A 25896-nucleotide genomic window follows, 5' to 3' on the forward strand; every position below is an offset into this window, starting at 1 on the left:
TCTGAATCATCTGCTCTTTTTGTATCCTTATCTTACCATATAACTGCCATAAGTTCAAAGACACATTATTCCAATTTTTTAGTCCGGAGTTCGCCTGCTGCTCCCTCCGGACACGACTTCCTTAATCAGGCATCGGTGTGGTATCTACTTTTCCGCTCATAATTGAGTAATAAACCGGAAGCATCAGGAGCGAAAGGACAGTGGAAGCCGTCAGGCCGCCGACATTGACAAGGGCAAGCCCCTGCATCAGTTCTCCATTGCTGCCGTATCCAATCGCCAGCGGAATCATGGACACGATGGTCGTCAGGGTAGTCATGAGGATGGGACGTAATCTCGTCGCTCCGGCCTCAATCATTGCCGTCCTCTTATCCATCGTGGAACGGTACTGGTTGACGGTATCGACATAAAGGATACCGGCATTGACAACCGTACCAATCAGCATTAAGAATCCCAGTAAAGACGGCATTGAAATTTCCACATCCATGGCCGCCAGCAGTCCAAAGGAACCGATCAGGCTGAACGGAATCGTCGTCATAACCATCAGGGAGAACTTCGGTGACTCAAACTGAGCCGCCATCACTACAAATACCAGGAAAATGGCAATGGCGATGGCCTTAAACAGAGAGCCGAACTCCTCGTACATGGACTCGTCTATGCTGTTTTGTGCTCTCGTAACCGTACCGTTTAAGTACTTGCTTACCACCTGCTCATTAATATCTTTTAACACTGCCGCCTGCTGCTCTTTGGTACTCACTTCATCGGTAAATGATCCTGTGATCGTCACCTGGTACTGCTTATTTTTACGCGTTATTCCGGCCGGGCTGTCTGCATATACAATATCCGCAATATCCGTAAGCGCTACAGAACCACCGGTCTGTGTAGGAATCGTGATTCCCTTTACTTTATCCAGCGTATCGTATTCACCATCCGGGTACTCGACCTTAACGTCCACATTGTTACCGTCTACGTCCATGGTCATCGCCTTTACACCGCTTAACATATTGTTGAGAAGCCCGCCCACAGATGCCGGCGCAACTCCTTCCGCTGCAGCTTCGATCGGATCCACGTGAACCTTGATAACCGGCGCGGCATTTTCCAGATCGGAATGTACCTTGATGAGGCCCGGATACTGAGTCAGCTCATTCACCAGACTGTCGGAAGCCTCTTTCAGTTCATCTAACTGAGAGCTCTGTAAAATAACCTGCAGATCGTTGGAGGCGCTGAAGGCACTCATCATGGAGCTGGCTGCCACGGTTATGTTGCAGTCCGGAATATCACGCATCTCTTTCTTCCATTTATCCACAACTTCTTTCGTGGTAAGCTCCCTGTCGCTCTTCAAATATGCGGTCAGAGAAGCGCTGCTTCCGCCAAGGCTTAAGCCGCTGCCTCCGTATGTAACCATGCAGGATTTTCTGTCAGGCTCATCCATGATGATCTTCTCTACCCTGCTTATAATCTTATCGACTTCTTCAATCTGCAGTCCCGGCCGTACTTCCACCGTTACTGCAATGGTTCCCTGATCTACGTCAGGCATAAGGGCAAATCCAAGTCTTCCCGCAATCAGGAAGGATAACACCAGGAGCAGGATGGATACGCCCATAACTGTTTTTCTTTTGTTTAAAAGCCTTCCAATAATCTTTCGATAGCCGTTCTGCATCATGCGCACCAGACCGGAAGCCGGAGAATTTTTCTTCTCGACCGGCCGGAACCGGCTGTAGCACAGAGGTACGATCGTCATGGCAGAAATCAGAGACGCTGCCATACAGAATACAATCGTAAATCCGAGGGGTGCGAACATCTGTCCCGACATGCCCTTTAAGAGTGCCAGCGGGATAAATACAACACAGGTGGTAACCGTTCCGCCGAAGATCGACTGGATTACCTTGCCGGTTCCCTCCAGCGCCGCTTCCATATATTCCCGGAAGCCCTGCCCCTTGTGGGAGCGGAAACAGCTTTCCAGAACAACGATGGAGTTATCCACCATCATACCGACGCCGAGAACGAGACTCCCCATGGTGACAACGTTTAATGAAAATCCCATGACCGACATCAGGATCAGTGCCGCCAGAATGGATACCGGTATCGAGCTTCCGACGATCAGAGACGCTTTAATATCTCCGAAGAACAGGAAAATGATGATCATGGAAATGATAACGGCCATGACCATGGTAGTCGTCACGGATTTTAACGCCGATGTAATCTGGTCGCTGGTATCGTTTACCACAATGACCTCCAGCTGCGGATGTTCGGCCTTCAGCGTCTCAATAGTACGGTTTACCGACTTCGATACGTCCACCGCACTGCTCTTCTGCTGTTTGTTGATGGATAAGGACATGGTGTCCTCTCCATTGTAACGGCCGATACTCGTATCTTTTCCGGTCGTCTCGGATATGTCCGCGACGTCCTCCAGATATATGGTCTTTCCGCTCCCCGCTACAACCGGAATCCTTTTTAAGCTGTCCACCGTGTCAAATTTAACGGAAGTGCTGACCGATAAATCCTGTTTTCCGACTCCCGTGCTTCCGGCCGGATACGTGAAGTCCGCACTCTTGATCGCCTGGCTGATGGAGTTCATGGTCAGATGGTACTGGTTCATCTTCTCCGGAATCAGACGGACGCTGATGTAGCCTTCCTGACCGCCGCTTAAATCCACACTTGCCACGGAAGAGATCTTTTCAAATTCAGGAACAATCTCATCGTTCACGTAATTGTATAAATTGTCTGCCGAGGGATCATTGACAGAGAGTGTCATACTCGGCATATCGTTCATATTGAACTCGAAGATACTGGGTACCTCCACGTCATCCGGCATGGTGATATTATCCATCTTCTTCTTTAAATCAGAGTAAGCCTTATCCATGTCGGTTCCGTACTCATATTCCATCATGACAATCGAGATATTTTCCTGGGACATGGACTGGATATTCTTAACACCTGACAGGGTTCCAACCGATTCCTCGATCGGCTTCGTGACCAGTTCATTGACGTCATCCGGGCTGGCACCCGCGTACACGGCTGTGATCATCATCATCGGGAAATTCATCTCCGGCGTCAGCTCCATTTTGGAGGAAAACACGGAGGATAGACCGAATACCAGCAGGCAGAGGACTGCCAGGACGGTGGTGATGGGTCTTTTCAGAACACTTTTTGTAATTCCCATTCTTCCGCCCCCTTACTGATTCGCATCAGCCGGCTCTGTCTGACCTTCTGTTTCAGTCTGAGCGTCTGGTGTCACGTCTTCTGATGTCTGATTCTCACTTAAGGTGACTTTGGAACCGTCGTAGAATTCTGTTGTCCATGTGGTTACAACCTGGTCTCCGGCATTGATGCCCTCTTTTACTTCTATGTAGCTGTTATCCGCAATCCCGACTGTAACTGCATTCTTATGGAGAACACCGTCCCCGTACGTATAGATATAAGGAGCTCCGCCTTCGTAGTAAACCGCGTCAACCGGTACGGTGAGAACGTTATCGGCCCTCTGGGATACCACCTGCAGCTTTACTGAGGTTCCCGTCGCCAGGGCGGCTCCGTCCGGAACAGATGCCTTTACCTTAAACAGCCCGCTCTGCGGATCAACCATGGAACTGACTTCTGTAATCGATGCCGCGTGATCCACACCGTTTTTCACAACGGTAAGGGCGTCGCCCACCTTTAAGCCTTCTACAATTCGCTCTGAGGCATAGAAGGTAACTGCCTTTCCGTCTCCTGCGCCTGCGATCACGCAGATCTGGCTCTGCTGGGAAACCATGTCGTGAACCTTGACGTTATAGCTCTCCACCCGGCCGGAAATCGGAGCGGTAACCCGGCTGCTCTCCAGCTGAAGATTATATCCCAGTTTCGCGCTCTCATACTGAAGCCTTGCCAGTTCTACGTTGTCAGCCAGCTTCTGAAAATCCGCTTCCGCCATATCTCCTGCCGCGTGAAGAACTGAATACCGGTCCAGATTGCTCTTCGCATCCTCATACGATACTCGGGCGGTCTCCATCGTCAGCCTTGCGGCCTCCACCTGCTTTGTATCAATCTCGCATAAGAGCTGGCCGGCCGTCACCTGGTCACCGGTCTGGGCATTGACGCTGATAATCTCTCCGGCCCCTTTGGGGGTCACATATACAATACTGTCGGGCTCAATGGTACCGATCAGCTCTGTATTCACCACGATCGACCGGAGCTCCGGATGTTCTGCGGATACCACCGGCGGCACCTCCGCTACAGTCTCCTCTTTCTTTCCTCCGGCAACATTGGATACGATTAAAGCTGCCGCAGCAGCCACCAGAACCACGCTGACCGCAATTGTTATTACCTTCTTCTTACTCATGCTGAACTCCTCACTTCATCACACAGATTATTCTAGTTACTGTTTACAAATTCCATGTTGCAGTATTTCTAATTTTTCCCGGAAAATTTTCTTAATATTTTCCTCACTTTCCATATGCCGGTTATACCAGCCTATGCTTTCCATGACGCATGCCATGATCATGGAGACGAGAAGAGCAAATGATTTCATATCCGTTTTCTGGAAATTCGCTCTATCCGTCACCTCGTAAAGCGCTGCCAGTATCTCATTCCCCTTTTTTTCTCCCATATGATTGCCGCCGTGGACCTCAGAAAATATTTTATCGAAGTCCTGGTAGAGCACAAAGCTCTGCAGCATCTGGAATGTCTTCCCTTTTTGGGCAAATGTAATGGCCTGATCCAGAAGCTCCTCTGAAGCGGACCATAAGTCGCCTCCGTTGCTGACCACCGATGTCGTCCAGAAATCCTTCAGCTTATCCGCGGTATCACTGAATATGTACCTCACCACATCACGCTTATCTTCAAAATAAGTATAGAAGCTTCCCCTGGATATTCCCGCATTCTGGATAATCTTGTTAATGGAAACCTTTTCAAAAGGAACCCGGATACACTCTTCCATGGCCGCATCACGTATCGCTTTTTTCTTCTCTTCCGGCAATTTGTTAAATCGTTCTGTCGGCATATTTTCACCCCTTACTGTTTGTTCTCACTTTTCCTTCCGGCCAGCCTTCTCAGAAATGCAAAAAGTGACAACCTGTCACTTATTATAATGACATGTTGTCACCTTGTCAATAAAGGTTATACTTTTTTTATAAATTTTATTCCCATTTATTTTTTACTGTCGAGAAGGGCCTGAAGTGCTTCATCACTTTCCTCAATCCAGACGTCTTCCTCTTCTTCATTCAGTCCTAAAAACTGGGCCAGTGTCCTCGGATCGTCACTGCCGTTCCACTCTTCCACGTAATCGTCGATCGCCTCAAATTCGACTTCACCTGCTAAATACCGGTCCTTAAACGTCATCATGCCTCTTTAGCCCTCCTGCTCTTTGATATTTCTGGAAACGGTAATTTCCTGATTATCGATATGTTCCCTCATGGCTTCCTTTGCCTCTTCCACATGGCGCATCTTCACGGCCTTTAAGATCTTGTCATGTTCGAGAAGGAGAATCTGACGCTTGTCTTCGTCCTTGATGTATTCCAGACGGTAACGGTACATCTGCTCCCTCAAATTATTGAGAATCTGTACCAGCCGGTCATTGCCGGTGCCTTTATAGATGACATCGTGATACGTCTCATCGGTCTCCGCGATCTTCATGGCATCTCCCCTGGCCACCGCTTTCTTAAATTCCTCCTGGGTCTGTTCCAGACTGTTGATCTCTTCTTCCGTCATTCTCTGACAGGCCAGCTCAATAGCCAGTTCCTCCAGAGAACGTCTAACCTCCAGGACATCCCGCAGGCTCTTCTCGGAGATTTTCGCAACCTCGGCTCCCTTTCTCGGTATCATCAGAACCAGCCCTTCCAGCTCCAGCTTTCGGATGGCCTCGCGGATCGGTGTTCTGGAAACCCCCAGCCGTTCCGCCAGCTGTATCTCCATTAAGCGCTCACCCGGAGCCAGTTCTCCCTTTAAGATAGCCTGACGCAGCGTATTAAAGACCACGTCGCGCAGCGGCAGATATTCATTCATGTTCACCTTCAGATCATTTCCCATGGGAAACCTCCTTTGTATTATAAAAATTAGTCAGATATACAGATTTTGCCAGATTGGCGGACCTGCCGTAACGCATCTCCTCGTAAGCCTCCTCCGCCGCCTTCGGGCTGGTAAAAATTCCAAAAACAGTGGGGCCGCTTCCGCTCATCAGCGCATTGACAGCTCCCAGTGATTTTAAACGTTCCTTGATCTCCGCGATAACGGGATATTCCGGGATTGTAACCGTCTCCAGCACATTGCCCAGAAGGGAAGCCGTGCCATAGATATCGCGGTCCTTAATGGCCGCGATCATGCCGTCAATATCCGGATGATCCGCCGGGCGCAGAGATGCGGCATCCAGATGCTCATACACAAATTTAGTGGACACGCTGATCCCCGGTTTGGCAATCAGCACCTGACACTGGGGAACCGGCGGAAGGGGAGTTAAAATCTCTCCAATCCCCTCTGAGAGCGCAGTTCCGCGCATCACACAGTACGGAACATCCGCTCCGATCTTCACACCGCGCTTCATCAAATCTTCCATGGAAAGCCCTAAATTAAACATCTTATTCACTCCGAACAGCACGGCCGCGGCATCGCTGCTGCCCCCCGCCATCCCGGCGGATACCGGAATAAACTTCTTTAAATGAATGGTAACTCCGTGGTTGATATGGAACTCGTCCATGAGAAGCTTCGCCGCCTTGTACACCAGGTTATTCTCATTCACCGGAAGATAGTATAAATTCGTCTCTACGGTAATCCCCGGCGTCTCTTTTAAGTAAAGATCAATCTTATCATAAAGTCCCACCGTCTGCATAATCATGCGGACTTCATGGTATCCATCCTCTCTCTTCCCAAGAACGTCGAGCCCCAGATTAATCTTCCCGTAGGCCTTAAGTCCAAGATGTCTTATCATAGGCATAAATACCTCGCATTTTCTTAATCTCTTCAGATTGTACTTTTTCGTTATTTTGTATACAGTATTAAGTATAGTACGAAAGAGGAAAAAGCACAAGTCTTTTCTAAGTTTTGTGACCGCATAATGTTGTCAATATTTCACAAACTTTTCTAATTATTCCGTTTTAAAATGTATTTGACATTTATGTTCAGAAATGTATAATGTTTAATATCGAACGAGGGCGTTCCATTTGCGGAACTGCCCTCGTTTTTGTTGTCAACACGATAAAGGAGGATATGCTGTATGAAAAAACTGGAAATCATCATCAGGCCGGAAAAGCTGGAGAATTTAAAGGCGATTCTGGAAGGCTGCAAGGTCAACGGCATCATGATCAGCAATGTCATGGGCTACGGCAACCAGAAGGGGTATACACAGATGTACCGCGGTACCAAGTACAATGTAAACCTGCTTCCAAAGGTTAAGGTGGAAACCGTGATTCCAAAGGAACTGGCAGATCCCATCATCGATGCGGTCGTCGATGAGATCAATACGGGAAACTACGGCGACGGCAAGATCTTCGTCTACGATGTGCAGGATGCCATCCGGATCCGCACCGGAGAGCACGGACGAGGGGCACTGTAACGGCGCGTTCTGCGCAGACGGCACGATACGGCTGACCGTATCCATTCAAACTCCATACAGAATCCATTCTATCAATTATCAAAGGGGATAATTGCTTGCCGGCAGGTAAGCGGTTATCCCCTTTTCTCATCCATTCAGGATTCTGGCGGCGTTTACCAAAACAGTTCAGGAGGAGCAACATTATGGAAAACACGACCTTATTAATGAATATTATATGGACCATGCTCGGCGCATTTCTGGTTTATTTCATGCAGGCGGGATTTGCAATGGTCGAAACGGGCTTCACCCGGGCGAAAAATGCGGGAAATATCTGTATGAAGAATATGATGGATTTCGTTCTCGGTTCCCTCTTTTTCTTCATTCTGGGATTCCCTCTCATGTTTGGAAAAAATATCGCGGGCATCATCGGCGGATCCGGTTTCTTCAATCCTTATTCCCTGGCGGATGCGGATGGTATGCTGAACGGACTCCCCATCGGCGTATTCATGATCTTTCACACCGTATTCTGCGCCACCTCCGCCACCATCGTCTCCGGCGCCATGGCGGAACGGACGAAATTCTCTTCTTACCTCATCTACTCGGCAGCCATCAGCATCTTTATCTATCCCGTTACCGGCCACTGGATCTGGGGCGGCGGCTGGCTGTCCGAACTGGGCTTCCATGACTTTGCCGGTTCAACGGCCGTCCATATGGTCGGCGGCGTGTGCGCCTTCGTCGGAGCGAAGATCGTCGGACCGCGTCTCGGAAAATACAACAGCGACGGGACGCCTAACGCCATCCCCGGGCACAATATTCCGCTCGGCGCCCTCGGGGTATTCATCCTGTGGTTCTGCTGGTTTGGATTCAACTGCGGCTCCACTACGGCGGCATCGCTGAATCTCGGCGACATCGCCATAACAACGAATCTGGCGGCTGCAGCTTCCACATTTGTCACGCTTCTTTTCACCTGGGCCCGCTACGGAAAACCGGACGTATCCATGACTCTAAACGGTGCTCTGGCCGGTCTCGTCGCCATCACCGCCGGCTGCGACGTCGTAACCCCGTACGAAGCGGTCATAATCGGTGTGATCGCCGGCTTTATCGTTGTATTTGCCATCGAATTCATTGACAAGGTGGTCCGCGTTGATGACCCGGTCGGTGCGGTCGGCGTCCATGGCTGCTGCGGTCTCGTCGGCACGCTCCTTACCGGCGTATTTGGCGAGGGCTGTACGTTTATCGCACAGCTCATCGGAGTCGCATCCGTTCTTGTATACACGGCGGTACTGGCCTTTATCATCTTCACCGCAATCAAACTCACCATCGGTTTGCGGGTAACCGATCAGGAACAGCTGGATGGACTGGATATGCATGAACACGGCATGACCGCATACTCCGGCTTCCGGATTGATAAGTAAACACACGCTTTCCCTCATATTATCCTATTCATCATACCCCCGCCGGCAGAATACTGCTGACGGGGGTATGACTGTTCATCGGAAGACTGGGATACTCCTTATAAATACCCCTCCATCTCCTCTTCCATATTCTTTAAATATTCTGCATATTCCCGGAATTCCCGGGCCGCCTTCGCTTCCGTATTCCGGCTTCCCTTATAACAGATGCGGTGCTCCATACTCGCCCACAAGTCCATGGACATGGTTCGAAGCTGAATCTCCACAGGATAATACTCCATGCCGTCCGTGTGATAGACGGGGACGCCAAACACGATGTGATAGCTTCTGTAGCCGTTGGGCTTGGGATGGCTGATATAGTCACACTCCTTGATCACAACGATATCGGTCTGTTTCTTGAGCAGAGACACCACTGCATAAATATCACGTACAAAGTAGCAGATCACGCGTATTCCTGAAATATCGGTCAGACAGTCCCTGGCTGACTCTACATCGCATTCGCAGCCTCTGCGCGCCAGCTTCTGTTCAATGCTTTCCTTCTTTTTAATTCTGTCCTGCACATGGTGAATGGGATAATTCTGGTATTTGCGCCGGTAATCGTCATTTAATACTTCGACGCGGACGCGTATGTTCTTCAGCGCATCCTCATAAGGCTGGATAAACACAACATACTCCTCTTCCGTCATATGCCACCTCCCGGATTTTTTAAAACCAACCATACTGATGTTCAGTATACCTCTTTTTTGTGTCCATCCCATGTCCAAATTCTAAAAAAAGCGTTGTGGTTTCTGAACTTTTTCTGATCAGAATCACAACGCTTTCTTCTATAATAAATAAAACCGTTCCTGTCATCAATTACTGCTCTGCCGTCTCTTCCGTTTTGGCATCTTCCTCTTTTACCAGCCCTGCAGTCTTCGAATTCTCTTCCTCGTCAGCAAAAATCGGTCTCATCTCACCGTCTTCCCGTTCTTCCTTCGGCATGTACTTCTGAAGGATCGGAGATAATATATAGGAGTTAATAAACGCCAGAAGCGGAAATCCAAAGAGAACGCCGAACATCATAATCTGCGGAATCATCATCATCGCCACTACCACGGCCACATCAATTGCGATGATGGCGATCGTCTGGAATAAATGACGGATGGACATGAAAAACGCATTGAAAAAGGTTCTCTTAATGGTGTTATAAAATCTGGACTGAAGCGGGAATATATAAGTCATAATCGCCAGATATATAATGGACATCGCAAGAAAAATCGTCACCATGACAGTCTTAAACTGCTGCGACAGGTTGAAGCCGCCTCTTGTAAAGAACAGCATGTCAAACCCCAGAATAAGACCTACGGCCAGCAGGATCAGCCAGATAATGGTCGCCTGCTTAAAGTTCTCCTTAAAGGATTTGAAAAAGGACCGGATCGTATACCCGTCATCATTCCTTGCAAGCTTTAACGTTACGTAATAGACCGCGGTCGTCGACGCTCCGATTGTAAATATGGGAATACTGCATACAAACCACAGAACATTCAGTATGATCAGATCTCCAAACTTCCCGATAAAACGCCAGACGGGATTATCATAATTAAAAAAACCAGACAGCATAAGTCGTACCCCTTCTCTTTCCTTAGTAGCATTACAGAGTATTATAACGAATCCTGTCCCAAAAAGCAAATGTTCTTCTTTATTTCATGAAAATTTCACAATTATTATGCCGGTGTTGTGGTATAATGTGGTATACAATGAGCTTTGGTCCGGATCTTTTGCCGGCTGCTCAACCGGTACCGGTGGTATCCGGACTGACTAATTCACGAAAGAGGTTTGACTATCCATGACACCTTATGAAAATGTTACCTTTAAAGAACGGCTGCATGAGGAAGCCGCCAAGCTGAAAGAGATGTCTTTCAAAGACAAATTCTGGTATATCTGGGAATATTACAAATTTCCTATCATCGGGGTTATCATCGCTGTATTTCTGGTGGGTTCCATCGGAAGCGCCATGTATAACAACCGGTTTGACACCGCACTGAGCTGCGCAGTCTTAAACAGCCGCTACGACAGCGATGCGCTGACTGTTGACCAGTATTTCAATGAAGGCTTCCGCGCCTTTATCGGTCTTGATGAAAATACGAAGATTGATGTGGATTACTCCATGTCACCTGCCTTTGATGAATCAGCCATGAACGAATACTCTTATGCCGAACTGGCTAAGCTCACCGCCATGATCTCCAGCAAGGGGTTAGACGTAATGATCGGCCGACCGGATGTCATTGATCATTACGGAGAGATGGATGGATTTCTCAATCTGGAAGAAGCCCTTCCTCCGGATTTATACGAACAGGTAAAGGATTACCTCTATCCGGTCACCAATGCAGAGACCGGCCAGGAATCGTTCTGCGGCCTCCGGCTGGAAGATACCTCCTTTGGAGAAAAGACAGGCCTGATTCTGGATAATCCGGTTCTCACCGTTATGAGTAATTCGCCTCATACAGATACAGCAATCCAGCTGATCCGTTATATCTTTGAGCAGTAAGACGAAAACCAAGCGATTCGGCCAGACGGATGGACGCCGTATTCTCTTCCTCTATGACCGCACAGATACAGCTGGCCAGACGGCCGGTACCGTAATTTAATATTTCCCTGCAGGCCTCTTTGGCATAACCGGACCGCCTCCAGGGTGAAAAGATGTGATACCCCAGTTCCAGCGGGGTATCTTCTTTTTTTAGCGCCGGCAGAATTTCTGCCTGGAAACCCCCCGGTCCGAACGCCTTTGCATCATCAAATTTCCAGTCCGGCTGAAAGAGCCCGGCCTTTCCGATCACGGCTTTACTCTTTTTTTCTTCCAGTGCCCAGATTCCGTATTCAAAGAACCGGTACTGGCTGTCGATATATGCGGCCAGTTTCTCACTGCTGAAAAAAATATCATCACCGGGTCCCGCTTCCCCCGCCGCCATGTGCGCGGCGTCTTCCACCGTAAACTCCCGGATGATAAGCCGCTTTGTCTCTGCGATCAGCCATGGAAGATGAAAACGTCTTCTCACTACCCGCTCCAGGAACTCTTCATCGACGTCTTCCATACATTCCACGACATAGTCCGCCGGAGAAAGGCTCTGACCGCTTCTGTTTTTGTCCCATAAACCAAGGATGGCCCCGCCTGCCGCATACGCGGCCGACAGGACCTCCTGTTCGCTGGATATGGTGACTGGATACGGAGTACCGCCGATCAACACGGTTCGTCTCTCTGTCATACAATTATCCTCTGTCTCTTTCTATTACACACTCTGTAATCAGCACTTCTCCGGTTCCGGATACTCTGTGCCGAAAGTCTCCACCGTCATGGATTTGATTTTCTGCTCTTTCATCGGGCGGTCGTTATAATCGGTGCGCACATCGGCGATCTTATTCACGACATCCATTCCCTCAATAATCTTGCCAAAGGCCGCATAGGCGCCATCCAGATGCGGGGAAACCTTATGCATGATAAAGAACTGGGAACCTGCGGAGTTGGGGCTCATCGCTCTGGCCATGGACAATACACCCTCTGTATGCTTAAACGCGTTGGAAAATCCGTTCTGGCTGAATTCCCCCTTAATGGAGTATCCCGGGCCTCCCATTCCGTTTCCGTCCGGACAGCCACCCTGAATCATAAAGCCGTTAATGACTCTGTGGAAAATCAGTCCGTCATAAAAACCTTTTTTTACCAGACTGATAAAATTATTTACCGTGTTCGGAGCAATTTCAGGATAAAGTTCGGCTTTCATGACATCGTCGTTTTCCATGGTTATTGTTACAACCGGATTCTTCATATGATTAATTCTTCCTTTCTCTGTACCTTTCACTCTGTATTCTGTACAATCTGAAAGTATTTTACCAAATCTGTCCTGACATTTCAAGACGGAAGACAGTAAATCGGAGTTTTTCGGCTTTCGTTCATATTTTGTTTAAATTTCATTCAAAAACCTTTTACATAAATAACATGGTTTCTTCATGATTCATGGATATACTTTAATTGTAAACAAATAAATAGCTTATAAGATTTTTTTCATAATACTCGAGCTGATAATTTATTATCAGCTCTCCTCCCTTTTTCAAACAAATATATAAAAAGAGCCTCTCCGCAGCGGAGAGGTTCTTTTCGGCTTCCAGCCTGTCAGGTTTTTTCAGTCCGTATCTCTTCTCCTTTTCCCCTCGGAAAAGTCACTTCCTTCATTAAAAAGATCAGAGCCGCAATATTAGGCAGCGCCATGAGACCGTTCCAGATATCGGACAGCTCCCATACCGTTTCCAGCCTGGCCACACAGCCTAAAAATACTGCCCCCAGATAGAGGAACGTATACGCCCTGCCCCGCAGAATCCGGGACAGAAGCAGGCAGCGGTTGTGCTCCTTCAGCCGTTCGGCCAGATAGGCCGATGCCTGCCGTCCCAGATAATACCAGGCGATAATCGTTGCAAATGCGAACAGCATCATCGCCGCTGACACGAGATACTCCCCCACACCGCCAAGCCGTTTGGAAAAACAGTAGGCTGTGAGTGCCGCTCCGTCATATCCGGAGCCCGCCGCATCGCCGCCGGTCATACAGAGGATCACCAGGGCAGTCATCGTACAGATCAGAATGGTGTCGAAAAACACCTCAAACATGGCCCACATGCCCTGCTGCTCCGGCGTCGTCTCCTCAGCCGCCCCATGCAGAACCGCCATGCTGCCCAGTCCCGCCTCGTTGGAAAATACGCCTCTGGACATCCCGTACTGAAGGCTTCTTGAGATTCCGTATCCCGCAGCGCCGGAAACAGCCGCCCCCGGCTTCAGCGCATCGCGGAAAATCGCGACAAAAACGGCGGGGATCTGATCGTAGCATGACATGATAACCACCATGGAAAAAAGCATGTAAATCCCTGCAGATATGGGAACCAGCCGTTCGGATACCATGGCAATCCGCCCGATTCCGCCAAAAATAACGAGAAATACAGTTCCCGTCAGAATCACCCCCACCACCTCCGGCCGGCTATCAAACGTATAACGGAAGGTTTCCGCAATGGAATTGGACTGCACCATGCTGCCCATTCCCAGAGACACCATGACACAGAGGAAGCTGTACACCATCCCCAGCCACGGCATATGCATTCCGCGTTCCAGGTACACCATGGGACCGCAGACCCATTTTCCCTTCTTATCCCGATAGCGGTAGCGGATTCCGAGCATGGTTTCCGCATAGCCTGTCATCATTCCGATGGCGGCGGACACCCACATCCAGAAGATCGCTCCCGGACCTCCGGCAGTGAGCGCCGTCGCCACTCCTACGATGTTTCCTGTCCCGATGGTAGCGGCCAGAGCCGTACAGGCCGTCTGGAATTTTGTCACGGCGCCGTCCTCTTCCAGCTCCTCCTCCCGTATGCTTCCGATGGTCATTTTCCACCAGTACGGCAGCCTCCGGATCTGGAAGAACCCGGACTTCACCGTGTAAATAATGCCAATCCCCAGAAACAGGACCAGCAGCCATGGCCCCCAGACAAGCTCATGAATTCTATGTATCATCGATGCCGCTCCAAATTGCTTTTATTAAGACTTATTCGGAGAGACAACGTTCTATGCATGGTACAGGCTGTTGAGTACCTCATGGTTGGTCCCGTAAAAAATATCATCCCGGCCGCTCATCATCTGACAGAATTTTTCAAATTCCCCCCAGGTATCGTGGTAATCAAATTCGTAGCTGTGCCCCCAGATATAGTAAATCTGCGGTTTATCCGGCTGCAGCTTTAAAAATGCTTCTCCCATCTCAGCCATCCGGTCAAACTCGATGTGATAAACAGACGGCTGGAACCGGAGAAGGTCCTGCTGCAGATCGAAATGATAGCAGGATGTGATAGTCCTGGCATACTTCATGGCCGTGTGCTTCCGTATGACTTCTGCCACCCGCTCATCGTTGTTGATACCGCCTCCGGGATAGGCCATGCCCACAACCGGCCTGCCAGTGAGGCGCTCCAGATTGATCCGGTCCTCCTCCACCTGGCGGATAATCTCCGGTTCTTCCAGTTCCGTCAAATGAGGATGGGTCAGCGTATGCACGGCAACCTCGTGATTCCGATAGAGCTCCGCAGCCTCCTCCGGCCGGATCTTATTGTGATCCACCCACATATTCTCCCTCCACAGGGTTCCCGGCTTTCCGAGCAGTTCTGAATTGATGTTAAATGTCGCCTTTAGTCCATAACGGTCAAACAGTTCCACCAGCCGCCGGTCCTGTGTCACCCCGTCGTCGTAGCTGAAGGTCAGCGCCTTCATTTTTCCATGAAACATGGATTCTCTCCCCCTTTTCTTCTTTCAGTTCTGCAGCTTCCTGCCCTGTTCGCAAACAGAACGGCTGCGTTCAAAGGTTATATTACCACAATCCTGCAGAGCGGGCATCTGTTTTCCGTGATTTCTTCCGCTGCCCGGCATCTCCATACCTCAGGACCGTATGGATCCGCAGGCTATTCCTTAAATAAATAAGGAATAAAATTTCCATTAAAAATCACACTATATATTACACCATGAGAGGCGGGATGTGGTATAATGTGCGTATAGGGCCGTCGGCCGGCGCATCTGCATTCCGGCGGCACTGCCCGGGATTGTCAGTTTAGCCGGATTTATTCATCCATGCTCTCTGACTGTTCCCCAAAATACTCCATCAAGAGGTGATTACATGCCCGGATTTACCACCCATTATCTTCTAGGCGTCAAAGCATACAATGATCTTCCAAATAACCAGCTAAGACGGATTATCTCCAAATACCGCTGGCTCTATCAGTTAGGCCTGCAGGGCCCCGATATGTTTTTCTACAACATTCCGATCCTGCGCCACCGCGATTATCGAAACGTAGGCTCCTATATGCATGAGAACCATGTCAGCACCTTCTTTTCCGTATGTTTAAACCACATGGCCACCATCGAGTCGAAACAGCAGCGGGAGCAGGCTATCTCCTACTTAAGCGGTTATTTCTGCCATTATATTGCCGATTCCATCTGCCATCCTTACGTGTACGGCCGGATTGAGTACGACATCAAGAATTCAGGAAACTACTACCACGGTCTTCATGCCACGCTGGAGAATGACATAGACGCTCTTCTTCTTATGAAATATAAAAAGAAGAAGCCGTCCCAGTTTAACCAGGCGGCGACCATCTGCTTAAACGGGCTGGAGACGCAGTTTATCTCCGGTTTTCTCGCCTCCTGCATCAACGAAGCCTACTATCCGATCAACTACCGGAATAATTTTCGCGTGACGCCCCGGATGGTGTCCCGCTCCATTCTTGCCATGCGCATCGGCTGCCGTACCCTGGCCGATCCCAGAAGCCGCAAGAGGAACAGCATTGCGGTGGTGGAAAATCTCTTTCTCAAGAATCCCATCGCCTCTAAGAAGCTGGTCACGGACATACCGCCGGATCCGGTAAAAGCCATGAATCTGGATCATGAGACCTGGTGTAATCCATGGGATAAGCGTCTGGCTTCCCAGGCATCGTTTCCGGACCTTTTCCACCAGTCCATGCGCAAATGCAGCGATGTATTTTACTTATTTAATGAAGAGCTGATATCAGCCACTCCGCTCTCTCATCAGGACCATGGAACGCTGTTGAAGGAACTGGGCAACTACTCTTACCACAGCGGCCTGGCAGTATCCTAGGATGGGAAAAGGTGCAGACGCGAATGAAAATTTCGCTGCTGCACCTTTTTGCTGCATGATATCTACATGATAAATTGACTGATTCCCGGTTCTGATTCACACCACACGGTATCAGGAATTATTCCTGGCCTTCCTCCGCGCCGTCGTCTTCCATATCACCGTCCATGTCTTCCCCCATCTCATCTTCCGCTGATGTCGGTTCCATGACCTTCGCGCCCTCTGCCGGCACAATGGCCTCATTAGACCCTGCCGGAATCGTCATATTCACCAGCCATACAGACTTGTCTGTCATCATGCCGTCAGGCATTACGATGAGATTCAGCGTATAGTCCTGAAAGAATCCGCCATAGGAATCTTCTGTGGATGTCTCGATGGAAAAGTCCTGAACAGCCGCCTCGTCATTGATCGTTCTCACAACGGCGTTTGCAAAGTCCACCGCTTCCTCCGTGGTCGCTCCCGCGTTCATCATCAGCGTTAAATCGATCGTCTTCTTATCCGGGTCCACGCTGTAATTGATGCTAACCGCCTTCGGATAATCCTCATTATTCAGATACTGTTCATCCAGATCGTCTCCGATCTGTCCCCAGTCCAGTACAATCCCCTCCTGGGTTTCAAATACCGGCTCCGCTGGTCCTCCTGTAACAATATTGCTCTTGGTACAGCCAGCCAGCAGCATCGCCGCAATTCCGCATATAATTAACACTTTTTTCTTCATGGTCAAATTCCGTCCTCCTTTTTTCTGCACGAGGCTATTATATCGGATGGCGCTTCATTTTTGTAGTGGTTTTGGAAAAAAGTCAGAAAATCTTCACAATTAATTCTTGCATTTTCTGGATAACCATGGTATCATGTTCAATATCATTTTTATTTTTACTTTTTTGAACATTTAGGAGGTACTATCATGGACCAGGACGAGAAAAAATACCTGATTAAGAAATTAGACTGGGTTACGACCATAATCCCATTTGTCTGTATTATCATACTATGCCTTTTATTTATGGTGTTCCCTCAGAAATCAACCGACATGCTGTCACAGGTCCGTTTCTTCCTTGGCAATGAGTTCGGAAGCTACTATCTGCTGATTGGCCTCGGCGTCTTTCTCTGTTCCCTCTATATGGCATTTTCCAGATACGGAAAGATCCGGCTGGGAAATTTAGAAAAACCGCAGTATTCCAATTTTAAATGGGGAACCATGATGTTTACAGCGGGACTTGCGGCTGACATTCTCTTCTACTCCCTCTGCGAGTGGGTGCTTTATGCCAACGAACCTCACATCGCGGACATGGGGGCCTTTCAGGATTGGGCTTCCACCTATCCCCTCTTCCACTGGGGACCGATTCCCTGGAGTTTTTACATGGTGCTGGCCGTGGCCTTCGGTTTTATGCTCCATGTAAAGAAGCGCACGAAACAGAAGTATTCCGAAGCCTGCCGCCCGGTTCTTGGTAAACACGTGGACGGAATCGGAGGAAAAATCATCGATCTGATCGCCGTATTTGCACTTCTGGCAGGAACGGCTACTACATTTTCCCTGGCTACTCCGCTGCTCTCCATGGCGATCAGCCGTGTGACCGGTATCCCGGAGTCCAATATGCTGACAATCGCCATTCTTGTCATCATCTGCGTCATCTACACCATCACCGTGTATTTCGGTATGAAGGGTATTGCCAAGCTGGCCGCCTCCTGTACCTGGCTCTTCTTCGGCCTGCTGCTCTACGTGCTGATCGGCGGCGGAGAGGCCCGTTATACCATCGAGACCGGAATCACGGCTGTCGGCAATATGGTGCAGAATTTTATCGGCATGTCCACATGGACCGATGCGCTGCGCACCTCCTCGTTCCCGCAGAACTGGACCATCTTCTACTGGGCCTACTGGATGGTGTGGTGTGTGGCCACGCCATTCTTCATCGGAACCATCAGCAAGGGACGCACCATCCGGCAGACCGTTCTCGGAGGCTACTTCTTTGGACTGTCCGGAACCTTTACTTCCTTTATCATCCTCGGCAATTACAGCCTGGCGCTGCAGACCAAGGGACATCTGGACGTCATGGGGATCTATGCCTCAACCGGAGATTTGTATCAGACCATTATGGCTGTCTTCGAGACACTTCCACTGGCAAAACTTGGCCTTATCCTTCTGGCTGTAACCATGATCGCCTTTTACGCGACGTCCTTCGATGCACTGACCATGGTGGCTTCTTCCTATTCCTATAAGGAACTGCCGCCCGACGCCCAGCCTGACAAGCACGTGAAGCTGTTCTGGGCCATCCTGCTGATGCTCTTTCCCATCGCGCTCATTTTCTCGGAGAACTCGATGGCGAATCTGCAGACCGTATCCATCATTGCGGCATTCCCCATCGGGATCATCATACTGCTGATACTCTTCAGTTTCTTTAAAGATGCAAAAGAATATCTGGACCACAGCGAAGGCGGTGAACCTGACGAAAATAAAAAGAAACCTGAAAAGACCAGGGCGAATTAATCGTCCTGGTCCAGATCGTTGAACAAATCGGAATCAAAGAACTCGCGGATGGTCATTCCAAAGCCATCGGCGATTTTTTTGATATTGCAGATTCCGGGGTTCTTGCTCTTTCCATTCATAATACTCTTAAAGGTTGATGGCGGCATCCCTGCCTGAAAGGTCAGAGAATATCCCGTCAGACGCTTCTGTCTGCATAACTGTTCAATCCTTTTACTGGTTGCTTCGCATATCGTCATGACCGAATCCCTCCTTTTTTCTTTAGTGTATCTAAAAAAATTGTAGAATTCGGTCGATATAATGTCCGATTGGAAATATTTTCCAGCGCAGTATACGCTCAGTAGACATTAAGTAATCAGTCCATGATTTTTATTTTCATACTGGAGTGAGAGGGCACCTGCTTCTCTTCCGGCGGCAGGGTCATGTAATCGCCGTAAATCCAGGTCAGAACCTCATGCCAGCCCTTTGGCGCCATGAGCTTTGTATCCTCAAACGGCAGATCTACCGTTTCCTCACACCACACCTTCTGAAGCGTCACATATAAGTAATCCGGCTGGTAATTGCTGTAGTAGCGCAGAGGGCTCTTACCTTTTCTGTCCTTCACCGCCGCCATATGCTGAAGCTTTCGAATAACGCTCATGGGAATCAGCCTGCCAACAGTGGAAAGGAGCCACACGCAGATTCTTCCCATCGCACCATACTTTCCAAAGTCCAGCTTATAGCGGTGACCCATAGCCAGTCCGTAAAGCACTGTGTGCAGAAACAGCGTCCAGGTGGAAGCAATCTTGTTGTCCGGAAGCTCGTCAATCGTAAATAAATCCACCCAAAGGTGATTCAGCCTGCCTCCGTAATACTGCATCTCTTCCGTATCCTCATGCATCTGGCTCTTCTCATAGATAATCCTGGCCGTGAAATCGAAAAATGCCTTCCCGCCCCGTAGGTCCTTTGGCTCCACCAGCGTCATGCCTTCAGGCAGTTCTCTTTTTACCACCTTTAAAAATGCATCGTAGTTCGGCCTCGTGAATGCCACATCCGCATCGTCATCCCACGGGATAAAGCCCTTGTGGCGCACGGCCCCCAGAAGGGTTCCCGCATCCAGAACATACTTTATCCTGTATTTCCGGCAAATCCGGTCAATTTCCTTTAAAATAGCCAGGTTCGCCTCATGGACCTTTGTAAGATCGTAATTCTCCATTTGGTTTCCTTCTCCCCATGCCAGGAACGTCTTAAGCGAATCCCCACGTCCGGGCTTCTTTCGTCTAGCTGTTTTTCTTTACTGCTTCTATAATCGCTGCGGCCATATAATCAGTCATTTCATCTGTCATGCCCGGGTATACTCCGATCCAGAACGTATCCGCCATGATCCGGTCGGTGTTCTTTAACTCTCCTACAATCCGGTATCCGGACTTTGCCGCACGCATTTCATCAAAACACGGATGCTTAGTTAAATTGCCTGCAAACAGCATTCTGGTCTGCACGCCCCGTGATTCCACGTACTGCACAATTCCGTTCCTGTCTACGCCCTCCCGGCAGGTAATCAGGAAACCGAACCAGCTTGGTTTTGAATTCGGACACGGCTCCGGCAGGATCAGCTGTCCCTCCACCTCTGAAAGCGCGTCGCGAAGCCTGTCAAAGTTATGGCGGCGGCGTTCCACGAAGGACGGGAACTTCTTAAGCTGTGCACAGCCGATGGCCGCCTGCATGTCGGTTGCCTTTAAGTTATATCCAAAATGGGAATACACGTATTTGTGATCGTATCCCAGCGGAAGCTCACCAAACTGTCTGTCAAAGCGGTGACCGCACATGTTGTCCCTTCCCGATGGGCAGACGCAGTCCCTGCCCCAGTCGCGGAAGGACCGGATAATCTTGTTCAGCATCGGATTATTCGTATAAACAGCCCCGCCCTCTCCCATCGTCATATGGTGAGGCGGATAGAAGCTGGAGGTACCGATATCGCCGATGGTACCGGACAGCCGCTCCTCGCCGTCAATGGTATATCTGGTTCCCAAAGCGTCGCAGTTGTCCTCCACCAGCCACAGATTATGGCGGTCACAGAATGCTTTTACGGCCGCCAGATCGAAGGGGTTGCCCAGCGTATGAGCGATCATCACGGCTTTTGTCTTCTCCGAATACGCCTCCTCCAGCATCGTCACATCGATATTGTACTGCGGTATCGTCACGTCCACGAATACCGGCACCGCGCCGTACTGGATAAGCGGTGTCACTGTGGTAGGAAAACCGGCAGCTACGGTGATCACCTCATCGCCACGTTTCACCCGCCGTTCGCCGAGAAGCGGGGACGTCAGCGTCATAAAGGCAACGAGATTCGCGGAGGAACCCGAATTTACCAGGGAACAGTATTTCACGCCCAGATATCCGGCCAGTTCCTTTTCAAATTCATCCGTATACCGGCCGGAAGTCAGCCAGAATTCCAGGGAACTGTCTACCAGATTCACCATCTCACTGCTGTCATATACACGGGACGCATAGGGGATCCTGTCTCCCTCTTTGAACGGCTTCTTTTGATTGTGATAGGTATCGCAGTAAGCTTCTACCATATCCAGGATCTGCTTTTTCGCTTCCTGCTCTGTCTTATTTTCAAACATTGTATCATTCCTCTCTGTCTAGAATCAAGAGTCCGTTAAGCCGGACTCCCGCGCCGGAGCGCGTCTCTTTCCTGTTATGAAAAAAATTCTTTTATCTGTCTGTCCATCACAGCCAGCATGTCTTCGCCGGCCAGATAAGCCTTTGTCCATTCCACCGTTTTTTCCACGGCCTCCTTCACGCTATAGCGAGGTCTCCAGCCAAAGGTTTTCTTAATTTTGGAACAGTCCAGCTTCAGGAAATTTGCCTCATGAGGGCCTCCGTCATACCGGTTCACCCAGGTGATGCCGCCGCCCCAGAAATCGGTGAAGAGATCCGCCAGTTCACCTGTCGTCACACAGTCCCTGTCGTCCGGGCCCACATTATAGTATCCCTGATAGTTCAAATCTTCATACTGTTTCATGGCGATGGCCATATAAATCGCCAGCGGTTCCAGCACCAGCTGGTATGGCCGTGTAGAATAAGGATTTCTGACTACGATCTCTCTGCCGGCCGTCGCCGCCCGGATGCAGTCGGGAATAATCCTGTCATTGGCAAAATCACCGCCGCCGATTACATTGCCCGCTCTGGATGTGGATACAGCCGTATGGCCGTCCGCAAAAAAGGACTTCGCATAGCTGTGCGTCACCAGTTCGGAACACGATTTGCTGTTGGAGTAAGGATCAAATCCGTCTAAGGGATCGCACTCCCGGTAGCCGTATTCCCACTCCCTGTTTTCATATACCTTGTCTGTAGTCACATTTAAAAATGACTTCACACACGGATTCCTCCGGATACACTCCAGCACGTGGACCGTACCCATCACGTTCGTCTCATACGTATAGACCGGGTCTTTATAGGAATCCCGCACGATGGGCTGTGCCGCCAAATGAAATACCAGTTCCGGCTGTGTACGTTCAAACACCTCCATCAGATGAGGCAGGTCCCGGATATCTCCGATCACCGATTCCATCGTATCCTCAATTCCGGCGACGCAAAACAGGCTGGGGTCTGTCGGCGGCTCTAAAGAGTATCCCGTTACAACAGCACCGGCGTTCGTAAGCATACGCGTGAGCCAGGCTCCTTTAAATCCGGTATGGCCCGTTACCAGTACTTTTTTTCCTTTATAAAATGCGCAGAATTCCTGCTGCATTTCCTTTGTCCATTCTTTCATATCAATTCTCCTGCCTCAGTATTCCTTCTTCCTTTTCCGGCATCAGTTTTCCCAGATCTTCCACGGTGCCGCTCCTGTCTGCCATAAGGCCTCCAGTTTCTGCATCTCGCGCTGCGTATCCATACACTGCCAGAATCCGGTGTGATGGAAGCTCATCAGCTGCCCCTCTGCGGCCAGCCGCTGCAGCGGTTCTTTCTCAAATACGGTGGTATCATCCTCCAGATACGAGAAGATCTCCGGATTCAGAACCATAAAACCGCCGTTGATGAGGCTGGCATCCTTCTCATCCTTCTCACGGAAGGAACGGACCGCGTTGTCGTCGCTGATGTCCAGAACCCCCTTCATCTGTGCGATGTTCACCGTCGTCATGGTGGCTGTCTTTCCATGCTCCTTGTGGAACTTCACAAGAGCATTCAAATCCACGGTACACACGCCGTCGCCGTACGTCATCATAAACGGCTCATCGCCGATATACGGCTGAATCCGTTTGATTCTTCCGCCAGTCATCGTATTCAGGCCTGTATCTACCAGTGTCACCTTCCATGGCTCAGAATAGTTATTATGAACTTCCATCTTATTATTGGCAAGATCAAAGGTCACATCCGATGTGTGAAGGAAATAGTCCGCAAAAAATTCCTTCACCACATACTGTTTATATCCGAGGCATATCACAAAATCATGAAAACCGAATTCGGAATAATATTTCATAATATGCCATAAAATCGGCCTGCCTCCGATCTCGATCATGGGCTTCGGCTTTAAATGACTCTCTTCACTGATTCTGGTTCCTAATCCACCGGCCAGCAGTACAACTTTCATCTGTCTATCCTCCAATTTCTTTTTATCATGACTGTTTCGAACCTTTTCTGCAGCTGACAGCCGTACGGCTGTGCAGCTGCAATTTATTCATATTCCTCATATGCTTTTCGGTAAAAATGCATGAGAAACTTCACAACGGGCTTCGGCCATATCTTCGCAAACATCTCCGCTTCCTCCCGCGCCCGGCTGTTGTCTCTGATGCAGGCCTTTGTCGTGGCCTCCTCGTGGACCCGGTAATACATGACCGGCCGTTCGATGCAGATGAAGCGGCCGTCTCTTCCTGCCAGTTTCCACAGCGTGTCCCAGTCCAGTGCAAAGTGATACGGCGAGTCAAAAAGCGGCTCCCCCAAAAGTTCCTTGTTGTACGTACACGCCGGACAGCAGATGGAATTTCCGAACAGCAGCGCGCTTCTCTTGACGGCCCGCAAGTGGCTGAGTGAGCGCGGCCGCAGCGGCAGCCGCAGGAATCGTTTGACAAATTCTACTTTCTCAAATTTAACAAGCGTATCCCCCTTCACCACCGTATACCCGCCTGTAAACAGCGTCATATCGGGATATCGTTTCCAGGACTCCAGAAGCAGCTTCCCATAATCCTTCTGGTACAGATCGTCCTGATGCGCAATCGTCACGAGACTGGAATCTGCCATATGGTAGGCAAAGTTCCAGTCATCCATAATACTGCTCTTTCCTTCGCGCACATGAACGGGAATGCCGTACTTGTCCGCCATATCCATAATATAGGGGCTGGGTGTGGAAGTACAGAGAATAATATCCGACGGCACGCTCTGCCCCTTCAGGGAACGGATGCACGCCTCTAAATATGGAGAATCGCGGTATGCGCAGACTGCAAATGTATGTGGCTTCATGATATTTTACTCTTTCTATGCGTGGTTTCTTACCTCACTAAGTGTTCCTAGTATACCATAAACCGCCTCAAACAATCTACCCTATTCATTATTTTGAAAGAATTTCTGGTGTTCCATCCGGCCGGAGCCTGTTTCGTCCATCACATTCTCATGGGCCGCCTCCCGGAAGCTGCCGGCATGGTATGCCTCAAAGTTATATCCTCTCTCATCTGCAAACACCTGCGGCTCAACGAGATAAAGTCCTTCTATATTCCCGCACTGCTCAAACCTAAAACCACCCATTCCTTTTCCTCCTGATTTTTTACTTAGCCGGGCTTATACTCAGCTAACCATTTACTCTGCTAACCGGAGTATACAGGGTGACGTCGGGTCACAGTCAAGTTTATTCATTGACGAATATCTCTTTTTAGTATAAGCTATGAAAAGGAATCTTATTATCAGAATTTACCAATAAAGGAGCATGTACCAATGAGCATTCGACTGATTGCCTCCGACATGGATGGCACCCTTCTTGACCCATATACAAATATTTCTCAGGCCAATATCGACGCGATTCACCGCCTGTCCGACTATGGCGTGGAATTTTTAATCTGCAGCGGACGCGACCTTCACGATGCTAAGGGAATGATAGAGAGCTGCGGCATTTCCTGCGGTTATATCTGTTTGAGCGGAGCCGTCATTTATGACCAGAATGGGACGCAGATGGCTAATCTTCCTTTGAACAGCCAGAATTTAAAGGATATCAGCCACGTTTTCGGAGAGTTTGGCGCCCCCATGGATATTTTGACTTCCCGGGGCCGCTACTCCACTGCCGATCCTGAAAAAAAGCTTATGGAGTTTTACGGTTTTTTAAATGACCGCGCCCCATTTCAGGGAGAAATCCCCGATGAGATCCAGGCTGCTGCCAGGGAGCGTATGGACAGCATGACCTTCATCCGGGATTTGAGCGAAATTCCTGCCGCCACAGACATCTACAAAATCTGTGGAAATGACCTGGACTGTGATCTGGTAATTCACATGAAACAAGCGTTTGGGGACTATCCGGACTTAGCGGCGGCTTCCTCATTTCCCAATAATATCGAACTGACCAACACTGCTGCTCAGAAAGGCTGCGCATTGAAGACCTACGCTGCCGCGAAAGGCATTTCCCTGGAGGACGTCATGGTACTCGGTGACAGCGACAACGACATCTCCATGTTTACACCGGAATTCGGCTGGACCGTGGCCATGGCTAATTCCATGGACTGTATCCGTGAACGGGCAAAATACATTACGAAGTCCAATGCGGAGGACGGCGTGGCATGGGCGATCCGAAAGTATGTGTTTGGGGAAAAGGATATAAATTTGTGACAGATAAACTTTTTTAATTCTAAAAGTAACTATGACACCAATGCCAAAACTAACCGTTTTGGCAATTTT

Annotated in this window: 26 protein-coding genes; 6 read left to right on the forward strand and 20 right to left on the reverse strand. The window is 49.4% G+C overall.

Annotation, left to right across the window (positions count from 1 at the left end; all coding sequences use genetic code 11):
* Window positions 1-121 precede the first annotated feature (121 nt).
* The 6 genes from NE473_RS11770 to ispE form a co-directional block, all read right to left on the reverse strand.
* Window positions 122-3160 carry an efflux RND transporter permease subunit gene (locus NE473_RS11770; RefSeq protein ID WP_055650423.1) on the reverse strand — a complete coding sequence of 1013 codons (3039 nt, stop codon included), beginning with the start codon at window positions 3158-3160 and terminating at the stop codon, window positions 122-124.
* A 12-nt stretch (window positions 3161-3172) separates the two neighbouring features.
* Window positions 3173-4315, reverse strand: coding sequence for an efflux RND transporter periplasmic adaptor subunit (locus NE473_RS11775; RefSeq protein ID WP_006771719.1), 1143 nt, complete (start codon window positions 4313-4315; stop codon window positions 3173-3175).
* A gap of 36 nt (window positions 4316-4351) precedes the next feature.
* Window positions 4352-4975 carry a TetR/AcrR family transcriptional regulator gene (locus NE473_RS11780; RefSeq protein WP_055650422.1) on the reverse strand — a complete coding sequence of 208 codons (624 nt, stop codon included), beginning with the start codon at window positions 4973-4975 and terminating at the stop codon, window positions 4352-4354.
* A gap of 146 nt (window positions 4976-5121) precedes the next feature.
* Window positions 5122-5316, reverse strand: coding sequence for a hypothetical protein (locus NE473_RS11785; RefSeq protein WP_006771717.1), 195 nt, complete (start codon window positions 5314-5316; stop codon window positions 5122-5124).
* 6 nt (window positions 5317-5322) lie between these two features.
* Window positions 5323-6000, reverse strand: a complete 678-nt coding sequence (locus tag NE473_RS11790; protein WP_006771716.1) for a GntR family transcriptional regulator — start codon at window positions 5998-6000, stop codon at window positions 5323-5325.
* Complete coding sequence (gene ispE, locus NE473_RS11795; protein WP_039890803.1) at window positions 5990-6895, reverse strand: 4-(cytidine 5'-diphospho)-2-C-methyl-D-erythritol kinase; 906 nt, start codon at window positions 6893-6895, stop codon at window positions 5990-5992. The genes NE473_RS11790 and ispE overlap by 11 nt, the downstream gene beginning before the upstream one ends.
* A 285-nt stretch (window positions 6896-7180) precedes the next feature.
* Here ispE and NE473_RS11800 point away from each other — a divergent pair, with 285 nt between their 5' ends.
* Both NE473_RS11800 and NE473_RS11805 read left to right on the forward strand, forming a co-directional pair.
* Window positions 7181-7519 carry a P-II family nitrogen regulator gene (locus NE473_RS11800; RefSeq protein ID WP_006771714.1) on the forward strand — a complete coding sequence of 113 codons (339 nt, stop codon included), beginning with the start codon at window positions 7181-7183 and terminating at the stop codon, window positions 7517-7519.
* A gap of 182 nt (window positions 7520-7701) precedes the next feature.
* Window positions 7702-8913 carry an ammonium transporter gene (locus tag NE473_RS11805; protein ID WP_022033302.1) on the forward strand — a complete coding sequence of 404 codons (1212 nt, stop codon included), beginning with the start codon at window positions 7702-7704 and terminating at the stop codon, window positions 8911-8913.
* Between the two features lie 98 nt (window positions 8914-9011).
* Here the strand turns inward: NE473_RS11805 and NE473_RS11810 are convergent, their stop codons facing one another.
* Complete coding sequence (locus tag NE473_RS11810) at window positions 9012-9596, reverse strand: GTP pyrophosphokinase (protein ID WP_022033301.1); 585 nt, start codon at window positions 9594-9596, stop codon at window positions 9012-9014.
* A 169-nt stretch (window positions 9597-9765) separates the two neighbouring features.
* Window positions 9766-10509, reverse strand: a complete 744-nt coding sequence (locus tag NE473_RS11815) for a YesL family protein (protein WP_055650421.1) — start codon at window positions 10507-10509, stop codon at window positions 9766-9768.
* 226 nt (window positions 10510-10735) lie between these two features.
* Here NE473_RS11815 and NE473_RS11820 point away from each other — a divergent pair, with 226 nt between their 5' ends.
* Window positions 10736-11437, forward strand: coding sequence for a hypothetical protein (locus NE473_RS11820; protein WP_055650420.1), 702 nt, complete (start codon window positions 10736-10738; stop codon window positions 11435-11437).
* On the opposite strand, the gene NE473_RS11825 is transcribed toward NE473_RS11820, so the two are convergent.
* The 4 genes from NE473_RS11825 to NE473_RS11840 all read right to left on the reverse strand — a co-directional run bounded on the left by NE473_RS11825 (window position 11373) and on the right by NE473_RS11840 (window position 15196).
* The gene (locus NE473_RS11825; RefSeq protein ID WP_055650419.1) at window positions 11373-12152 is read right to left on the reverse strand and encodes a GNAT family N-acetyltransferase; all 780 of its coding nucleotides are present in this window, start codon (window positions 12150-12152) and stop codon (window positions 11373-11375) included. The two genes, NE473_RS11820 and NE473_RS11825, sit on opposite strands and share 65 nt — an antisense overlap.
* Window positions 12153-12191: 39 nt before the next feature.
* Window positions 12192-12710 carry a peptidylprolyl isomerase gene (locus NE473_RS11830; RefSeq protein ID WP_006771708.1) on the reverse strand — a complete coding sequence of 173 codons (519 nt, stop codon included), beginning with the start codon at window positions 12708-12710 and terminating at the stop codon, window positions 12192-12194.
* Window positions 12711-13054: 344 nt separating this feature from the next.
* Window positions 13055-14437, reverse strand: a complete 1383-nt coding sequence (locus tag NE473_RS11835) for an alanine/glycine:cation symporter family protein (RefSeq protein WP_055650418.1) — start codon at window positions 14435-14437, stop codon at window positions 13055-13057.
* Window positions 14438-14488: 51 nt separating this feature from the next.
* Entirely contained in the window at window positions 14489-15196 is a 708-nt protein-coding gene (locus NE473_RS11840) for a polysaccharide deacetylase family protein (RefSeq protein WP_055650417.1), read from the reverse strand.
* A gap of 385 nt (window positions 15197-15581) precedes the next feature.
* Between NE473_RS11840 and NE473_RS11845 the strand changes: the two genes are divergently transcribed.
* On the forward strand, window positions 15582-16559 hold the full coding sequence (locus NE473_RS11845; protein ID WP_006771703.1) for a zinc dependent phospholipase C family protein: 978 nt from the start codon (window positions 15582-15584) through the stop codon (window positions 16557-16559).
* Between the two features lie 118 nt (window positions 16560-16677).
* Here NE473_RS11845 and NE473_RS11850 read toward each other — a convergent pair whose 3' ends face one another.
* Complete coding sequence (locus NE473_RS11850; protein WP_006771702.1) at window positions 16678-17274, reverse strand: hypothetical protein; 597 nt, start codon at window positions 17272-17274, stop codon at window positions 16678-16680.
* A gap of 186 nt (window positions 17275-17460) precedes the next feature.
* On the opposite strand from NE473_RS11850, the gene NE473_RS11855 reads away from it, so the two are divergent.
* A complete protein-coding gene (locus NE473_RS11855) occupies window positions 17461-19038 on the forward strand; it encodes a BCCT family transporter (RefSeq protein ID WP_006771701.1) in 1578 nt (525 codons plus the stop codon).
* Here NE473_RS11855 and NE473_RS11860 read toward each other — a convergent pair.
* From NE473_RS11860 to NE473_RS11890, 7 genes are all read right to left on the reverse strand, one after another.
* Window positions 19035-19274, reverse strand: coding sequence for a helix-turn-helix domain-containing protein (locus NE473_RS11860; protein ID WP_006771700.1), 240 nt, complete (start codon window positions 19272-19274; stop codon window positions 19035-19037). The two genes, NE473_RS11855 and NE473_RS11860, sit on opposite strands and share 4 nt — an antisense overlap.
* Before the next feature lie 116 nt (window positions 19275-19390).
* Window positions 19391-20230, reverse strand: a complete 840-nt coding sequence (locus NE473_RS11865) for a LicD family protein (protein WP_055650416.1) — start codon at window positions 20228-20230, stop codon at window positions 19391-19393.
* 64 nt (window positions 20231-20294) lie between these two features.
* Entirely contained in the window at window positions 20295-21641 is a 1347-nt protein-coding gene (gene rfbH, locus NE473_RS11870; protein WP_055650415.1) for a lipopolysaccharide biosynthesis protein RfbH, read from the reverse strand.
* A 74-nt stretch (window positions 21642-21715) separates the two neighbouring features.
* A complete protein-coding gene (gene rfbG, locus NE473_RS11875; RefSeq protein ID WP_006771697.1) occupies window positions 21716-22792 on the reverse strand; it encodes a CDP-glucose 4,6-dehydratase in 1077 nt (358 codons plus the stop codon).
* Between the two features lie 42 nt (window positions 22793-22834).
* Window positions 22835-23611: a glucose-1-phosphate cytidylyltransferase gene (gene rfbF, locus NE473_RS11880; RefSeq protein WP_006771696.1), complete on the reverse strand. Its 777-nt coding sequence runs from the start codon at window positions 23609-23611 to the stop codon at window positions 22835-22837.
* Between the two features lie 83 nt (window positions 23612-23694).
* Window positions 23695-24480, reverse strand: a complete 786-nt coding sequence (locus NE473_RS11885; protein WP_432762479.1) for a glycosyltransferase — start codon at window positions 24478-24480, stop codon at window positions 23695-23697.
* Between the two features lie 78 nt (window positions 24481-24558).
* Window positions 24559-24759, reverse strand: a complete 201-nt coding sequence (locus NE473_RS11890; protein WP_055650413.1) for a dTDP-4-dehydrorhamnose 3,5-epimerase family protein — start codon at window positions 24757-24759, stop codon at window positions 24559-24561.
* A gap of 186 nt (window positions 24760-24945) precedes the next feature.
* On the opposite strand from NE473_RS11890, the gene NE473_RS11895 reads away from it, so the two are divergent.
* Window positions 24946-25827 (forward strand): Cof-type HAD-IIB family hydrolase, encoded by an 882-nt coding sequence (locus tag NE473_RS11895; RefSeq protein WP_256265262.1) that lies wholly within the window; start codon window positions 24946-24948, stop codon window positions 25825-25827.
* The last annotated feature ends 69 nt before the right edge of the window (window positions 25828-25896 follow it).

The organism is Hungatella sp. SL.1.14 (assembly GCF_024460495.1).
In the GTDB taxonomy this organism is placed as follows: Bacteria; Bacillota; Clostridia; order Lachnospirales; family Lachnospiraceae; genus Hungatella; species Hungatella hathewayi.

Excerpts from the sequence above, each read along its gene's own strand:
- NE473_RS11770 (WP_055650423.1), bottom strand. The coding sequence starts at position 3,160 with ATGGGAATTACAAAAAGTGTTCTGAAAAGACCCATCACCACCGTCCTG.
- NE473_RS11775 (WP_006771719.1), bottom strand. The coding sequence starts at position 4,315 with ATGAGTAAGAAGAAGGTAATAACAATTGCGGTCAGCGTGGTTCTGGTG.
- NE473_RS11780 (WP_055650422.1), bottom strand. The coding sequence starts at position 4,975 with ATGCCGACAGAACGATTTAACAAATTGCCGGAAGAGAAGAAAAAAGCG.
- NE473_RS11785 (WP_006771717.1), bottom strand. The coding sequence starts at position 5,316 with ATGATGACGTTTAAGGACCGGTATTTAGCAGGTGAAGTCGAATTTGAG.
- NE473_RS11790 (WP_006771716.1), bottom strand. The coding sequence starts at position 6,000 with ATGGGAAATGATCTGAAGGTGAACATGAATGAATATCTGCCGCTGCGC.
- ispE (WP_039890803.1), bottom strand. The coding sequence starts at position 6,895 with ATGATAAGACATCTTGGACTTAAGGCCTACGGGAAGATTAATCTGGGG.
- NE473_RS11800 (WP_006771714.1), top strand. The coding sequence starts at position 7,181 with ATGAAAAAACTGGAAATCATCATCAGGCCGGAAAAGCTGGAGAATTTA.
- NE473_RS11805 (WP_022033302.1), top strand. The coding sequence starts at position 7,702 with ATGGAAAACACGACCTTATTAATGAATATTATATGGACCATGCTCGGC.
- NE473_RS11810 (WP_022033301.1), bottom strand. The coding sequence starts at position 9,596 with ATGACGGAAGAGGAGTATGTTGTGTTTATCCAGCCTTATGAGGATGCG.
- NE473_RS11815 (WP_055650421.1), bottom strand. The coding sequence starts at position 10,509 with ATGCTGTCTGGTTTTTTTAATTATGATAATCCCGTCTGGCGTTTTATC.
- NE473_RS11820 (WP_055650420.1), top strand. The coding sequence starts at position 10,736 with ATGACACCTTATGAAAATGTTACCTTTAAAGAACGGCTGCATGAGGAA.
- NE473_RS11825 (WP_055650419.1), bottom strand. The coding sequence starts at position 12,152 with ATGACAGAGAGACGAACCGTGTTGATCGGCGGTACTCCGTATCCAGTC.
- NE473_RS11830 (WP_006771708.1), bottom strand. The coding sequence starts at position 12,710 with ATGAAGAATCCGGTTGTAACAATAACCATGGAAAACGACGATGTCATG.
- NE473_RS11835 (WP_055650418.1), bottom strand. The coding sequence starts at position 14,437 with ATGATACATAGAATTCATGAGCTTGTCTGGGGGCCATGGCTGCTGGTC.
- NE473_RS11840 (WP_055650417.1), bottom strand. The coding sequence starts at position 15,196 with ATGTTTCATGGAAAAATGAAGGCGCTGACCTTCAGCTACGACGACGGG.
- NE473_RS11845 (WP_006771703.1), top strand. The coding sequence starts at position 15,582 with ATGCCCGGATTTACCACCCATTATCTTCTAGGCGTCAAAGCATACAAT.
- NE473_RS11850 (WP_006771702.1), bottom strand. The coding sequence starts at position 17,274 with ATGAAGAAAAAAGTGTTAATTATATGCGGAATTGCGGCGATGCTGCTG.
- NE473_RS11855 (WP_006771701.1), top strand. The coding sequence starts at position 17,461 with ATGGACCAGGACGAGAAAAAATACCTGATTAAGAAATTAGACTGGGTT.
- NE473_RS11860 (WP_006771700.1), bottom strand. The coding sequence starts at position 19,274 with ATGACGATATGCGAAGCAACCAGTAAAAGGATTGAACAGTTATGCAGA.
- NE473_RS11865 (WP_055650416.1), bottom strand. The coding sequence starts at position 20,230 with ATGGAGAATTACGATCTTACAAAGGTCCATGAGGCGAACCTGGCTATT.
- rfbH (WP_055650415.1), bottom strand. The coding sequence starts at position 21,641 with ATGTTTGAAAATAAGACAGAGCAGGAAGCGAAAAAGCAGATCCTGGAT.
- rfbG (WP_006771697.1), bottom strand. The coding sequence starts at position 22,792 with ATGAAAGAATGGACAAAGGAAATGCAGCAGGAATTCTGCGCATTTTAT.
- rfbF (WP_006771696.1), bottom strand. The coding sequence starts at position 23,611 with ATGAAAGTTGTACTGCTGGCCGGTGGATTAGGAACCAGAATCAGTGAA.
- NE473_RS11890 (WP_055650413.1), bottom strand. The coding sequence starts at position 24,759 with ATGGGTGGTTTTAGGTTTGAGCAGTGCGGGAATATAGAAGGACTTTAT.
- NE473_RS11895 (WP_256265262.1), top strand. The coding sequence starts at position 24,946 with ATGAGCATTCGACTGATTGCCTCCGACATGGATGGCACCCTTCTTGAC.